Source organism: Nonomuraea sp. NPDC003709 (assembly GCF_040610775.1).
Classification (GTDB): Bacteria; Actinomycetota; Actinomycetes; order Streptosporangiales; family Streptosporangiaceae; genus Nonomuraea; species Nonomuraea angiospora_A.
This window is the reverse complement of record NZ_JBEXMW010000004.1, coordinates 339104-352655: the sequence shown is the minus strand read 5'-3', so window position 1 is coordinate 352655 and position 13552 is coordinate 339104. Positions and strand designations below refer to the sequence as shown.

Genomic DNA, 13552 nt, shown 5'->3' with positions numbered 1-13552 from the left:
GGAACGCCTTCCCCGGTCGATCCGGCCCACGTCCCCCGGGCCGCCGGTCGGCCGACCGCGAGCGGGGCACTCCGGCCCGCCCCGCTCGCACCGAACGCCCCGCCGCACTCCGGGAGCCCGTGCGGCGGGGCGTTCGCGTCTGCCCGCAGTCGTCCCCGGCACCGCCGTCCGCACATGGTCGCCCCGCAGCGCCGTCCGCGGATAGCGGCGGGCGGGTCGGCGGCGACTCGGAGGCGGTGCACCGAGTCGCCGGCGACCTCCGGAAGCCGTGCGCCGGGCCGGTGGTGTCGCCCCGGAGGAGACGCCGGCCCGGAGCGGCCGGGTGGGCCCGGCGTGAGGTGGATCGGTTACAGGCCCGGGGCCGGGAACTGGGCGGTGAGCTCGCTGACCTCGTGGTGCACGCGCGTGATGACGTCCTCCGCGTCCCCCTTGGCCAGGGCCGTGACGACCTCGTCCATCCAGGCGCCGATCTGGCGCATCTCGGCCTCGCCCATGCCCCGGGAGGTGACGGACGGGGTGCCGATGCGGATGCCCGACGGGTCGAACGGCTTGCGGGGGTCGAAGGGGACCGTGTTGTAGTTGGTCTCCAGCCCCGCCCGGTCGAGCGCCTGGGCGGCGGGCTTGCCGCCGATGCCCTTGGGCGTGAGGTCGAGCAGGATCAGGTGGTTGTCGGTGCCGCCGGAGACCAGGTCGAACCCGCGGGAGGCGAGCTCGTCGGCCAGGGTCCTGGCGTTGGCGACGACCTGGTGGGCGTAGTCGCGGAACGACGGCTGGGCGGCCTCGTGGAGCGCGACGGCGATGGCGGCGGTGGTGTGGTTGTGGGGGCCGCCCTGCAGGCCGGGGAAGACGGCCTTGTTGAGCGCCGTGGCGTGCTCGTCGGCCGTGGCCATGAGCATGGCGCCGCGCGGCCCGCGCAGCGTCTTGTGCGTGGTCGTGGAGATCACGTCGGCGTGGCCCACCGGGGACGGGTGCGCGCCGCCCGCCACCAGGCCGGCGATGTGGGCGATGTCGGCGGCCAGCACGGCCCCGACCTCGCGGGCGATCGAGGCGAAGCCCTCGAAGTCGATGGTGCGCGGGATCGCGGTGCCGCCGCAGAAGATCAGCTTCGGCCGGTGCTCGAGGGCGAGCCGGCGCACCTCGTCGAGGTCGATGCGGCCGGTGTCCTTGCGCACGCCGTAGCGGACCGGGTTGAACCACTTGCCGGTCGCGGAGACGGACCAGCCGTGGGTGAGGTGGCCGCCGAACGGCAGGCCCATGCCCATGACGGTGTCGCCCGGCTGCAGGAACGCCATGTAGATGGCGAGGTTGGCGGGCGAGCCGGAGTAGGGCTGGACGTTGGCGTGGTTGACGCCGAACAGCGACTTGGCCCGCTCGATGGCCACGGTCTCGATCTGGTCGATGACCTGCTGGCCCTCGTAGTAGCGCTTGCCCGCGTAGCCCTCGGAGTATTTGTTGGTGAGGACGGTGCCGGTGGCCTCGAGCACGGCCTTGGACACGTAGTTTTCGGACGCGATGAGCTTGACGGTGTCGGCCTGGCGGCGCTCTTCCGCCTTGATGAGCTCGGCGATCTGCGGGTCGACGCTCGCGAGAGAACTCATGATTCTCCTGTCATCGTTGACAATTGCGAAGACCCAGGCGCACGGCCTCCGCTCCTTTCGCTCCCCGGTGGTCGATCCCACCAAAATGCGCCAGTCGCGTCTCCTCGTAGACGATAGCGGATGTCACGGGGCCCATCCGTCGTGTCACGATGAGCTGACCGCCACGTTCCTGATGACCCCGAGCAGCACCAGATCGACGTCGACCCGGTCGGCGTCCTGCGGCACGCCCTCGAAGATCGCGTACATCCGGAGCTGCGCTCCCGCGGGGAACGGCGCCATCGGCAGGTCCGTGCACGCGCAGGTCTTGTCCTTCCAGGCGGGGTAGATCGGCCGGCCGACGCCGGGCGGGATGAGGTTCACCCGCGAGACGGTGGAGTCGAGGGCGCCGCCGCCGAGTTTGCCGGCCAGGGGCGCGTTCTCGGTGCCGACGTTCTTGACCGTCCACTGCAGGCGCACCGTGCCGCCCTGGCGGGCCAGGGAGTCGATCTGGACGCTCAGCGTGCTGCCCGCGGCCTGGAGGGTGCTGCGCGCGGCCGGGGTCCCGGCGTCGTTGCCCGGCGGCTCCCAGGGGCGCACCACGGCGAGCGTGACGGCCGCGCCGAGCGCGGCGGCGAGCAGGCCCACGGCGATCGGCATCCACGGCCGCTTCCTCGGGGCCGCCGGAGGGCCGGTGAGCCCCGGAGACGGAGACGTCCCGGGCGAGGCCCATGCCGCCCTCGCCCAGCTTGCGCACCAGGGTGTACGGCCCGACTCTCCGCTGCGCCTCCATATCGGGGGGACTCTATTTGGTACGGCTGACGCCCGGCCAGAGCCGGTCCACCTCGGCGTTCAGGATGGCCCCGATGAGCACGGCCAGGGCGGTGATGTAGAGCCAGAGGAGCACGGCGATGGGCGCGGCCAGGGACCCGTAGACGGAGACGGGCGAGAACCAGGCGGCCAGCACGGCCCGCAGCACCGCCGCGCACACGATCCACAGGAACAGCGCCAGGATCGCGCCGGGCAGCTCCCGGTACCACTTGGTCCGCACCGGCACGCTGACGTGGTAGAGCACGGTCAGGAACAGGACCGAGCCGATGATCACGACCGGCCAGTAGAGGATGTCGATGAGGACGCCGTACTGGGCGGGCAGGGCGTCCCTGAGCAGGGTCGGCCCGATGACCAGGATCGGCATGACGATGATGCCGATGATCAGGCCGACGACGTAGAGGCCGAACGACATCAGCCTGGTGCGGATGATGCCGCGCTCCTCGCCGAGCCCGTAGGCCACGGAGATGAGGTCGACGTACACGTAAAGAGCTCGGGAGCCGGACCAGAGCGACAGCAGGAAGCCGACCGAGATGATCGACACCTTGCTGGCGTCGTCGCTGAGGACGTCGGTGAGGAGCGGGTTGATCACCTTGTTCACGGCCTCTTCCGTGAACAGCACCCCCGCCTGCGCGATCACCCACGCCTTGACCTGAGCGACCACGCTGGAGCCCAGCCAGGTGCCGAGCTTGGCCAGCACGCCGATGAGGCCCAGCACGAACGGCGGCAGCGACAGCAGCGCGAAGAACGCCGCCTCACCTGCCAGGCCGGTGACCCGGTAGGTGACGCCGGCGTTGGTGGCCGCGCGGACGATCGCCCACGACTTCGTGTCGAGCACCCAGCTCAGCCTGGCCCTGGCGTTGGAGACGAGCCCTCTCTTCGGCCGGGGAGGCGCATCGGTGGACGTCATGGCACCCAACGGTATTCGCAGTGACTCTTCGGGACAGCTTACGTCCCGGAGTCTGCCTGCCCTAGTCGTTGTCAACGATGCGTGCGCCCAGCGGAAGCAGGGAAACGGGGACGAGCTTGAGGTTCGCGATGCCCATCGGGATGCCGATGATCGACAGGAACAGCGGGATCGACGTCACGACGTGCCCGATGGCCAGCCAGACGCCGGCGACCACGCACCAGATGACGTTGCCGATCAGGGAGAACGCGCCCGCGTCGGGGTCGCGCACCACGGTCCTGCCGAACGGCCACAGCGCGTACGCCGCGATCCGGAACGACGCGACGCCGAACGGGATCGTGACGATCAGGATGCAGCAGATGATCCCGGCCAGCGCGTAGCCGGCGGCCAGCCAGAGTCCCGCGAAGATCAGCCAGATGACGTTCAGAATCGTGCGCATACCTGAAGGATCTCACCGGCCGGTCCGCCCGCGTCATCCGGCAAGACCCTGACTTCACCCTGACCTGGGCGCCCGCCCCTTGCCGGGCGGCCCGGCGAATGCCTGCGCGATCTCCATCCAGGCCCGCGCGGGCTCGCCGGTCAGCTCCAGCGCGGTGTCGGACAGGTGGACGCGCTGGGTGACGGCCAGGCAGAAGTCGAGGACGGTGCCGCGGACGAGGCCGTCGGCTCCCTCGGGCCCCGCCGACCACGTGGTCCCGTCCGGCATGGCCAGCTCCGCGCGTACGGTCTCCTCGGGCACCGGCAGGCCGCGCGCGATGAAGCTGAAGGGCCGGGCGCGGAAGCCCATCATGGCCACGTGGCGCAGCCGGGCCGTCGGCTCCCGGGTGACGCCGAGCGCGTCGGCCACGTCCTGGCCGTGCGCCCACGTCTCCATCAGCCGCGCGGTCACGAAGGAGGCGGCCGACATGGCGGGGCCGAACCACGGCACCCGTTCGCGCGCGTCCAGCGTCGCGAAGACCTCCAGGCTGCGGGAGCGGGCCGCGCGGAACCACGCGCGCAGCTCCGCCGGCGGCATCCCGCGCGACTCAAGGGTGAGGTCGTCCACGGACGTGAAGCCCGCCGGCGAGGCCTGGAAGCCGCCGGGGTCGGTGGCCGCGCGCACGGCGGCCTCGTCGAACCAGGCCAGATGGCTCACCTGGTCACGGATCGCCCAGCCCTCGGCGGGTGTGGGCCGCTCCCAGTCCTCGTCCCTCAGCGGATCGAGCAGAGCTTCGAGGGACGCGGTCTCGGCACGCAGGTCGTCGAGCAGCTCGGCCATGAGATCCACGCCCGCCAGCCTAACCCGAACAACGTTCTAGGAGAATAATCGTCTTGTGATCTGTGAGAGCTGCAAGGACAAACGCCACGAGGACTGCCGCGGCGGCTCCTGGTGCGACTGCCAGCACCAGGTCCAGGAGAAGCCCCACGAGCCCGACCTCAGCTGGAAGAGCCAGGGCTGAGCGAGCTGGACAGTCCCACACTCTGGACCCTGTCTTGGACAAACGGGACGGCCAGAGTATCTTCTAGGTATGCCAGCGGACCCCATGCTCGTCGGTCGACGCCACGTCGACCTTCAGCGTGTCCGCAGTGCCATCTGTTGCGACGCCCGCCTGTAACCCCATCCTTTTCACCGCTGAGCGCGTCGCACACCTCCTCTCCACCCCTGCCCTCGATGACGAGGCAGGAGGAACCCTGCGCGCGCCCATGAACCGAAGGACGCGCAATGAGCACCCCTGCCAGCCGCACTCCTGCCAGCCGGCACCACAAACGCCCGCGCGGCGAAGGCCAGTGGGCTCTCGGTTACCGTGAGCCGCTCAACAAGAACGAAGAGAACAAGAAGAACGACGACGGCCTCAACGTCCGCCAGCGCATCATCGACATCTACTCCAAGCGGGGCTTCGACTCGATCGACCCGGCCGACCTGCGCGGCCGCATGCGCTGGTACGGCCTCTACACCCAGCGCAAGCCCGGCATCGACGGCGGCAAGACCGCCATCCTGGAGCCGGAGGAGCTCGACGACCGCTACTTCATGCTGCGGGTGCGCATCGACGGCGGCCAGCTCGACCTCGCCCAGCTGCGCACGATCGCCGACATCTCCAACGAGTACGGCCGCGGCACCGCCGACCTGACCGACCGCCAGAACATCCAGCTCCACTGGATCGAGATCGAGTCGGTGCCGGACATCTGGGAGCGCCTGGAGGCCGTGGGCCTGTCCACCACCGAGGCGTGCGGCGACACCCCCCGCGTGATCCTGGGCTGCCCGCTGGCCGGGATCGACGCCGACGAGGTGCTCGACGCGACCGAGCAGATCCACGAGGTGCAGGACCGGATCGTGGGCAACCCGGCGTACTCCAACCTGCCCCGCAAGTTCAAGTCGGCGCTGAGCGGCTGCACCGCCCACTGCACGGTGCACGAGATCAACGACATCGCGTTCGTCGGCGTGGTCAACGAGCAGGGTGAGGTCGGCTACGACCTGTGGGTGGGCGGCGGCCTGTCGACCAACCCGATGCTGGGCAAGCGGATCGGCGTGTTCGTCCGGCCGGAGCAGGCGGTCGACGTCTTCGAGGGCGTGGTCGGGATCTTCCGCGACTACGGCTACCGGCGGCTGCGGCACCGGGCCCGCATCAAGTTCCTGGTCAACGACTGGGGAGTCGAGAAGTTCCGCGACGTTCTCGAACAGGAGTACCTCAAGGAGCCGCTGCCCGACGGGCCCGCCCCCGCGCTGCCGCGCGGCAGCCGCCGCGACCACGTGGGCGTCTTCCCGCAGAAGGACGGCAACTTCTACGTCGGCTTCGCGCCCAAGGTGGGCCGGCTCGACGGCGACAGGCTGCACCTGATCGCCGACATCGCCGAGCGGCACGGCTCCGGCCGGGTCCGCACGACCGTCGAGCAGAAGATGGTCATCCTCGACGTCGCACCCGACCAGGTCGACTCGATCGTGGCCGAGCTGGAGGCCAACGACCTGCGGGTCCGGCCGTCCACGTTCCGCCGCCAGACGATGGCCTGCACCGGCATCGAGTACTGCAAGCTGGCCATCGTCGAGACCAAGGCCGCGGCCGCCGACCTGATCGACGAGCTGGAGCGACGGTTGCCGGCGTTCGAGGAGCCGCTGACGATCAACGTCAACGGCTGCCCCAACTCCTGCGCCCGCATCCAGGTCGCCGACATCGGCCTCAAGGGCCAGCTCGTGGTGGACGAGAACGGCGACCAGGTCGAGGGCTTCCAGATCCACCTGGGCGGCTCCCTCGGCGTCAACGCCGGCTTCGGGCGCAAGGTGCGCGGCCTCAAGACCACCGCCAAGGCGCTGCCCGACTACGTGGAGCGCGTCGTCAAGCACTACGACGCCCAGAAGAAGGAAGGCGAGTCGTTCGCCGACTGGGTGCAGCGGGCCGACGAGGCGGACCTCAAATGAGCGAGCGAGCGGTCCCGTTCCACTGCCCGTACTGCGGCGACGAGGACCTCGAACCCTACGAGGGGGACGGCGGCTGGTACTGCCGCGCCTGCGCCCGCGCCTTCAAGCTCAAGTTTCTCGGGATCGGAGTGAAGATATGACGCTCGTGGACATCGAGGTCGGCCTGAAACAGCAGCGCGGCACCCTTGACCTGCAGGACATCGTCGAGTCCGCCGCGACGTTCCTCGAGGGCGCCCCCGCCCGCGAGATCATCCGCTGGGCGGCGGCGACGTTCGGCGACCGGCTGTGCCTGACCTCCTCGATGAGCGACGCCCTCCTGATCGACCTGGTGAGCAGGGTCAAGCCCGGCGTGGACGTGCTGTTCATCGACACCGGCTACCACTTCGCCGAGACGATCGGCACGCGTGACGCGGTGCGCCAGGTCTATGACGTCAACGTGATCGACATCAAGCCGTCGCGGACGGTCGAGGAGCAGGATCGCGACCTCGGCCCGCGCCTGTTCGGCCGCAACCCCGACCTGTGCTGCTTCCTGCGCAAGGTCGAGCCGCTCAACCGGGCGCTGGAGCCGTACCTGGCGTGGATCTCCGGCATCCGCCGCGACGAGTCCTCCAGCCGCGCCGACTCCAAGGTCGTCGAGTGGGACGCCAAGCGGCAGATGGTCAAGGTCAACCCGATCGCGGCCTGGACCCAGGAGGACGTCGACAACTACATCGCCGACAACGGGGTGCTGATCAACCCGTTGCACTACGACAACTACCCCTCGATCGGCTGCGCGCCGTGCACGCGGCAGGTCGCGGAGGGAGAGGATCCGCGCAGCGGACGCTGGGCGGGCCTGGGGAAGGTCGAATGCGGCATTCACCTGTGATCCCCAGCAGGGGATCCGTCCCGTTGGCAGGCGGGGCGGCCCCCGGCCGCGTGCCACTGGTGGCGGTGGCGCACGGGTCGCGAGATCCGCGTGCCGCCGCCACCGTGGCCGCGCTGCTCGACCGGGTACGCCTGGCGCGCCCTGAGGTGCCCGTACGGGTGGCGTATCTCGACCACTGCACTCCCGCACTGGGACAGGCGCTGAGCGGCCTCCAGGAGGCCGTTGTGCTGCCGCTGCTGCTCACCGAGGCCTACCACAGCCGGGTGGACCTGCCGGCGGCGCTGAACGAGGTCCGGGCGCGCGAGCCGCGCCTGCGCGTGCACTACGGCAGCACGCTGGGGCCGCACCCGCTGCTGCTGACGGCGCTGGAGCGGCGCCTGGCCGAGGCGGGCGTGCGCGCCGGGGACCCGGAGACCGCGGTCGTGCTGGTGTCAGCGGGTTCGAGCGACGCCAGGGCCAACGCGGTGATCGCGGGGCAGGCGCGGGCGTGGCGGCGTTCCGGCTGGTGGACGGTGTCCGCCGGCTACGCGTCGGCCGCCGATCCGTCGCCCGCCGAGGCCGTGGCCGCGCTCAGGCGGGCGGGCGCGCCGAAGGTCGTCGTCGCCCCGTACCTGCTGGCGCCCGGCTACTTCGCGGACAAGGTACGGCAGACGAGCCTGGAGGCCGGGGCCGCGGTCGTGTCGGACGTGCTCGGCCCGGCACCGGAGCTGGTGGAGGTGCTCCTGGAGCGTTACGAGGCGGCCCAGCGGCAGCCGGTGTCCTCCCTGGTCGGCTGAGCCGGGGTCAGTAGCCCCACCGGTCGCCGCGGTCCCCACGCGCCTGCCTGCCCAGCTCACGGGCCTGCCGGTTCAGCTCGCGGGTCTCCTCCCGCATCTGCCGGCCCAGCGCCCGCCAGTCCTCGCCGTGCAGCCGCCGCCAGTGCTCCCGCCAGGCCGCGAACGCGCGCTGCACCGGCTGCGCCCGCGAGTCGCCGATCACCTTGACGTCCCCCATCACGGCGTACGCGCGCACGCGCACCACCGGGACGTTCATGCCGGGGGCCGCCTGGAGGACGTCCACCCGCTTGTCGCCCATGACGGCCACGCCGTCGAGGTCCACGTTCACGCCGTCGGGGACGATGATCTTGACGTCGCCCATCACGGAGACGGCCATGATGTCCACCATGTCCGTGCGCACCTCGGCCTCGCGCAGGTCGAGCACCACGTCGCCCATCACGGCGACCGCGCCGAGCTCCTGGTCGATCCGCCAGGTCCCGCGCCGCTTGGAGTCGCCCATGAAGCCCACGAACCACCGCCGCTTCCTGCCCGCGGGCACCGGGGCGGGCGCCGGCGCCGGCGCCGGCGCGGCTCCCCCCGGCAGGTCCTGGGTGAGCAGGGCCAGCTCGGCGTGCGTGGTCGCGGAATAGGCGGCCTCGGTACGGTCGGTCAGCTCGGCGAGCGTCAGCCTGCCCTCCACCGATGCGACACGCAGCTGCTCGACGACGGCCTCGCGCTCGGCGTCCGAGGCGCGGAGCCCACCGGGATCACTCATACTCGCAACATATCGCGTCTTGCTCGGAATGCGACTCCTCCCCGAGAAGGAAAACATGTCATCCCTTGTAGGTGTTTGAACCTAGACGCCGCTTTGGCGCGTACCAAGCGATGACACGGGGCTCTGGCTTGGCCCGGGGCGCGGCCGGACCAGGCTAGGGTCCCTGTCATGCATGAGGAACAGCTCTACCGCGCGGCGTTGAACGGCGAGACCGAGACCGTGGGCAAGCTGCTCACCGGCGGCGCCGATCCCAACAGCCCAGGTGAGGAGGGGTTGCCGCTGTGCGCGGCCGCCGCCTGGGACCGCGTGGAGGTGGCCGGCGCGCTCCTGACGGCCGGCGCCGACGTGAACGGCCGGGAGGAGGGCGGCTGGACGGCGCTGCACTGGGCGGCCTCCAACGGCCACGCCGCCACCGCCAAGGCGTTGATCGAGGCGGGCGCGGAGGTCGACGCGGCCAACGAGTCCGGCGACACCCCGCTCACGCTGGCCGTCCGGCGCGGCGCGCTGGGCGTGGTGCAGGTGCTGCTCGAAGCGGGCGCCGATGCCGAGAAGTACGACGGCGACGGCGACACGCCGCTCGAGATCGCCGCCTCCTGGGTGGGCGTGCACCTGGAGAGCGCGCTGCTCGACCAGATCGAGAAGGAGGGCTGGGAGTACGTCGTGGCCCGCCAGTACGCCAAGGACGGCACCGAGCTGGTCACGGTGGCCGGACGCGCGGCCGACGGCTCGGAGAGCGAGCAGGTGCAGGCGCAGCGCGGCCACGCCGCCGTCGCGACCCTGCTGGAGGACGCGACGGGCACGTACACGCCGGTGGAGCAGCTCGTGGCGCGGGCCGTCGCGCACCGCGACATCGACGAGGACGCCGAGACCTGGTGGATCGTGGCCGACTCGCTGGGCAAGCGGGCGGACGACGAGACGTACGAGGCGCTGGTCCGGCTGTGCGGGAGCGAGGACGCCAGGGAGCGGGAGTTCGGGGTCGACGCGATCGCCCAGTTCGGGTTCGCGGAGGGGGAGAAGCCCTACCTCGACACCACGCTGCCGCTGCTGCAGAAGATGGTCACCACGGAGGGTAACCCGCAGGTGCTGCGGTCGGTCCTGGCCGCGCTCGGGCACCAGGGGGACGCCCGCGCGCTGCCGTACGTGCTGGACGTCATCGGGCGTCCGGGGCACAAGCGCACGATGACGGACGCGATCGCGCTGGCCGACGTGCTGCCGCCGGGCCACGAGGAGGGCCTGGCGCTGCTGATCGCGATGACGGAGGACGAGGACACGGAGGTGCGCGACTGGGCCACCGCCGGGCTCGCCGGGCTGTCCGAGGACACGCCCGTCATCCGTGAGGCCCTGGCCGCCCGCCTCGCCGACGCCGACCTGCGCACGGTGGCCGAGGCCACGCGCGGGCTGCTGACGCGCGGCGACGAGCGCGCTTCGCAGGGGGTGGAGCGGGTGCTGGCGGAGAGCGACGACGAGTACGAGCGGGACCTCGTCACCCGGCCCGTCACCGGCTGACCCGCACCCTCCCGCCGGGCCGGGGAGCGCTCAGTCGCCGTTGAGCACGCGCGTCACCCATTCCAGGGTGCCGGTGCGCAGGGCCTCCTCGGCCAGCCGTTTCCCGGTCGGGGTCGTCAGGGCGTCCAGGGAGCTGTCGATCCAGCCCTGGACGTTCTGGTGCCCCTGCTCCCGGTATTCGACCGCCTGGATGAGGCATTCCAGCTTGTCCGCGTCCCGGGCGCAGACGGCTTCGAGGCTGGCCTTCTCCTCGTACTCCCCCACCGCGTCGGCGACCATGTCCGCCACCTCCGCGGGCAGGCCGCGCATCTGGTCGGCGGTGACGTCCTCGTTGGAGGCCGCCTTGAGGTAGCGCTTGCCGATGTACGGGATGTCGGTGATGCGGGTCTCCTGGGTGTCGTGGAAGAGGCTCATGAACGCGGCCCGCTCCGGATTCGCGCCTTCGAGCCTCGCGATCACGCCGGCTATGACTGCCGCGCGGAACGAGTGCTCGGCGATGCTCTCCGGGTCCCGTACGCCCGCCACCAGCCACCCGGTCCGCTTGTAGCGCTTGAGCAGCCCGAACTCGTACAGCAGCCCCGCCAGTCCCGTCGCGTCGTCCACCACGGGGATCCTCCTCTCCTACGGCAAATGCCGTGGCCGTTTCGCCGGCCACGGCATTTGTCATCGACCGTTCTCCGAAAACGGGAGCTGTTTCAGCTCACCGGCTAATTCTCGGTGCCGAAGATATCCCGCCAGTCGTCCCCGTTGGGCCACCAGCTGTCGTTCTGGCCCGTCTCGTCCTGGCCCGTCTCTTCGGGGCCCTCGAACAGGTCGTCGTCCTTGACCGGGTGCTTGACCGGCTGCTCCTTGACGGGTGGCGCCACCACCGTCGGCCTCGTCTCCTGCACCGGATGGTGGTGGTGGTGGTGTTGGGGACGCGGCTGACGGATGCGGATGATCTCTTCGTCGTCGCGACGGTGGTGGCGGCGACCGCCCCAGCCGCCCCAGCCCCACGGGCCACACCAGGGGCGCCAGCAGCCTCCCCCTCCCCATCCGCGACGACCGCAGTGCTTGCCACAGAGCGGCGGCTTCTCGTTCGAGATGACCCCGACGCCCGCCGGGACGGCGGCGCTGTTGGGCACCGCGCTCGCCGCGGCCGCCAGACCCGTGGGCAGGAACAGGGAGCCGACGATGGCGCCGGCCAGCGTTAGTGTCGCGGCCCGCCCATGGCGAGGCGTCCGCGATTGCCGACTTTCAGTGTTCACGTGCATTCGTTTCCGTTCATGGGTAGATCGGCCCGAAATCCAGTGCCCACTATCTCCGCAGGCACTCAGACAGGGGCAGACGTACCCATGTGAATATTCTCCCCTAACTATGTAAACCCAAATAACCTGTCAAAACCCCGCGGGGTCATTAAACGATGGTTTTGCGAGTTACTTAAAGGACCTCGCGCTATATCCCAGGGCATTTCCCGCCCAATTCCCCCAGAATGGACAGCGCCGCCGGTCAGGGGCCGGAAAGCGCCGGGGCCGCGGTCAGGACGTCCCTGGCCAGCGGCAGGTCGCCGGCCAGCTCGGCCGGGAACTCGGCGGGCTCTCCCCTGCCGCCCAGCAGGAAGCAGAACGCGACCACGTCCGCCGTGATGTGGGCGTCCGGCGTGCCGGGCCGGGTGTCCTCCACGCCCAGCGGCACCTGCCACTCGCCCCCGCCCGCGCCCGTCAGCGTGAGGTGGAGGGTGCGGCCGGAGCCGTCCATGCCCGACAGGAGCATCGTCCAGGGCAGCAGGCGCGCGCAGAGGTCGGCGGTCGGGTGGATGTGCTCGGCGATGGGGTCGGGCAGGCGCAGCCGGGCGGTCCGGGCGGCGTCGGCCGTGTGGATCCAGGTCTCCAGGCAGCGCGCCAGGAGCTGGTCGCGGACCGGGACCTCCATGCCGTCCAGGGTGGCCGGGGTCGTGGGCGGCAGGTCGGCCAGGTGGCGGCAGAGGGCGTCGGCCTGGGCCCGCCAGTCCCTTCTGGTCTGCTCTGGGCTGCGGGTGCGCTCGTACGCCTGAACGTCGCTCGTACGTCCCGTCGAATCGGTCGCGCCCATGGGCGGCCCCAGGACGGGGGCGCCGACGGAGGCGGCCAGGAGGCCGTCCTTGGCGGCCAGGTGGGCGACGAGCTCCTGGAGGGTCCAGCCCTCGACGATCACGCGCGACCAGTCGTCGTCCACGGCCGAGGTCAGCAGCGCGTCCATCGCGGCCACCCGGCCCGCGTACGGCTCCGCCCAGGTCGCGGTGGGGGCCGCGGGCCTGCGCCGGGCCCTGGCCCCGGCCAGGAGCTGGGGCCGCAACGAACGGGCCGGCACCTCCGGGTCCTCCATCATCGCGTCCAGATAGAGGCGCTCGATGGGGTCCATTACACCTCTTCCTCCGCAAGCGCGTCCGCCAGGCGTCTCAGCGCCAGCCGGATGCGCGATTTGGCCGTGCCCTCGGGCACGCCCAGCTCCTCGCTCACCTGCCGATAGGTCCTGCCGCCGAAGTAGGCGAGCTCCACCGCCTCCCGGAGGCCGTCGGGCAGCGAGGTCACCGCCTGCCGCACCCGTTTGGCCTCGTCCGAGGCCAGGACCGTGTCCTCCAGTCTGTCAGGTTCGCGCTCGAACAGCCTGGGTCCGAGTGCCGACACCCGCCGCCGTTCCTCGGCGCGCACGTGGTCGACCGCGCGGCGGTGCGCGATCGTCGCGAGCCAGGCGCGTAAGGTGCCGCGCTCCGGGTCATAGGACAGGGGACGCTCCCAGAAGACCAGGAACACCTCCTGAGTGATGTCCTCGGCGATCACCCGGTCCCTGGTGACCCGCAGCGCGAGCCCGAAAATCAGCGAGGAGAGCCGATCGTAGACCTCGCCCAGCGCGGACTCATCGCCGCCGACCACCCGCTGGTGCAGCAGGCGGTCGTCGTACGGTGCCTCCACTGGCACCACGCTCCCGTGTAA

At 71.0% G+C, this 13552-nt stretch carries 17 protein-coding genes and 1 riboswitch; of the genes, 7 read left to right on the top strand and 10 right to left on the bottom strand.

What is annotated here, in order from left to right:
- Positions 1 to 347 precede the first annotated feature (347 nt).
- The 5 genes from glyA to ABZX61_RS14390 form a co-directional block, all read right to left on the bottom strand.
- The gene (glyA, locus tag ABZX61_RS14410; protein WP_350722663.1) at positions 348 to 1598 is read right to left on the bottom strand and encodes a serine hydroxymethyltransferase; all 1251 of its coding nucleotides are present in this window, start codon (positions 1596 to 1598) and stop codon (positions 348 to 350) included.
- A gap of 24 nt (positions 1599 to 1622) precedes the next feature.
- Positions 1623 to 1699, bottom strand: a riboswitch (ZMP/ZTP riboswitch).
- A 43-nt stretch (positions 1700 to 1742) separates the two neighbouring features.
- The gene (locus ABZX61_RS14405) at positions 1743 to 2234 is read right to left on the bottom strand and encodes a hypothetical protein (RefSeq protein ID WP_355194570.1); all 492 of its coding nucleotides are present in this window, start codon (positions 2232 to 2234) and stop codon (positions 1743 to 1745) included.
- 145 nt (positions 2235 to 2379) lie between these two features.
- The gene (locus ABZX61_RS14400; RefSeq protein WP_350722668.1) at positions 2380 to 3312 is read right to left on the bottom strand and encodes a YihY/virulence factor BrkB family protein; all 933 of its coding nucleotides are present in this window, start codon (positions 3310 to 3312) and stop codon (positions 2380 to 2382) included.
- A 61-nt stretch (positions 3313 to 3373) separates the two neighbouring features.
- Entirely contained in the window at positions 3374 to 3748 is a 375-nt protein-coding gene (locus ABZX61_RS14395) for a YccF domain-containing protein (protein ID WP_350722670.1), read from the bottom strand.
- Positions 3749 to 3802: 54 nt separating this feature from the next.
- Positions 3803 to 4567 (bottom strand): TIGR03084 family metal-binding protein, encoded by a 765-nt coding sequence (locus ABZX61_RS14390; RefSeq protein ID WP_355195180.1) that lies wholly within the window; start codon positions 4565 to 4567, stop codon positions 3803 to 3805.
- A 55-nt stretch (positions 4568 to 4622) separates the two neighbouring features.
- Between ABZX61_RS14390 and ABZX61_RS14385 the strand changes: the two genes are divergently transcribed.
- From ABZX61_RS14385 to ABZX61_RS14360, 6 genes are all read left to right on the top strand, one after another.
- Positions 4623 to 4748, top strand: a complete 126-nt coding sequence (locus tag ABZX61_RS14385; RefSeq protein WP_264085992.1) for a hypothetical protein — start codon at positions 4623 to 4625, stop codon at positions 4746 to 4748.
- 69 nt (positions 4749 to 4817) lie between these two features.
- Positions 4818 to 4904, top strand: coding sequence for a putative leader peptide (locus ABZX61_RS14380; protein WP_350723228.1), 87 nt, complete (start codon positions 4818 to 4820; stop codon positions 4902 to 4904).
- Between the two features lie 107 nt (positions 4905 to 5011).
- Positions 5012 to 6700: a nitrite/sulfite reductase gene (locus ABZX61_RS14375; protein ID WP_355194567.1), complete on the top strand. Its 1689-nt coding sequence runs from the start codon at positions 5012 to 5014 to the stop codon at positions 6698 to 6700.
- Complete coding sequence (locus ABZX61_RS14370; RefSeq protein WP_185077756.1) at positions 6697 to 6840, top strand: Insertion element protein; 144 nt, start codon at positions 6697 to 6699, stop codon at positions 6838 to 6840. The genes ABZX61_RS14375 and ABZX61_RS14370 overlap by 4 nt, the downstream gene beginning before the upstream one ends.
- Complete coding sequence (locus tag ABZX61_RS14365) at positions 6837 to 7565, top strand: phosphoadenylyl-sulfate reductase (protein WP_350722673.1); 729 nt, start codon at positions 6837 to 6839, stop codon at positions 7563 to 7565. Before ABZX61_RS14370 ends, ABZX61_RS14365 begins: the two co-directional genes overlap by 4 nt.
- The gene (locus tag ABZX61_RS14360) at positions 7547 to 8341 is read left to right on the top strand and encodes a sirohydrochlorin chelatase (protein WP_355194565.1); all 795 of its coding nucleotides are present in this window, start codon (positions 7547 to 7549) and stop codon (positions 8339 to 8341) included. The genes ABZX61_RS14365 and ABZX61_RS14360 overlap by 19 nt, the downstream gene beginning before the upstream one ends.
- Before the next feature lie 7 nt (positions 8342 to 8348).
- Here ABZX61_RS14360 and ABZX61_RS14355 read toward each other — a convergent pair whose 3' ends face one another.
- Entirely contained in the window at positions 8349 to 9095 is a 747-nt protein-coding gene (locus ABZX61_RS14355; RefSeq protein WP_355194563.1) for a DUF1707 domain-containing protein, read from the bottom strand.
- A gap of 168 nt (positions 9096 to 9263) precedes the next feature.
- Between ABZX61_RS14355 and ABZX61_RS14350 the strand changes: the two genes are divergently transcribed.
- Positions 9264 to 10601, top strand: coding sequence for an ankyrin repeat domain-containing protein (locus ABZX61_RS14350; RefSeq protein WP_355194561.1), 1338 nt, complete (start codon positions 9264 to 9266; stop codon positions 10599 to 10601).
- Between the two features lie 30 nt (positions 10602 to 10631).
- Here the strand turns inward: ABZX61_RS14350 and ABZX61_RS14345 are convergent, their stop codons facing one another.
- From ABZX61_RS14345 to ABZX61_RS14330, 4 genes are all read right to left on the bottom strand, one after another.
- Positions 10632 to 11207: an HD domain-containing protein gene (locus tag ABZX61_RS14345; RefSeq protein ID WP_355194559.1), complete on the bottom strand. Its 576-nt coding sequence runs from the start codon at positions 11205 to 11207 to the stop codon at positions 10632 to 10634.
- Positions 11208 to 11308: 101 nt separating this feature from the next.
- Positions 11309 to 11848, bottom strand: coding sequence for a hypothetical protein (locus ABZX61_RS14340; RefSeq protein ID WP_355194557.1), 540 nt, complete (start codon positions 11846 to 11848; stop codon positions 11309 to 11311).
- 241 nt (positions 11849 to 12089) lie between these two features.
- On the bottom strand, positions 12090 to 12980 hold the full coding sequence (locus tag ABZX61_RS14335; RefSeq protein WP_355194555.1) for a maleylpyruvate isomerase family mycothiol-dependent enzyme: 891 nt from the start codon (positions 12978 to 12980) through the stop codon (positions 12090 to 12092).
- Positions 12980 to 13531 (bottom strand): sigma-70 family RNA polymerase sigma factor, encoded by a 552-nt coding sequence (locus tag ABZX61_RS14330; RefSeq protein WP_355194553.1) that lies wholly within the window; start codon positions 13529 to 13531, stop codon positions 12980 to 12982. The genes ABZX61_RS14335 and ABZX61_RS14330 overlap by 1 nt, the downstream gene beginning before the upstream one ends.
- Between the last annotated feature and the right edge of the window lie 21 nt (positions 13532 to 13552).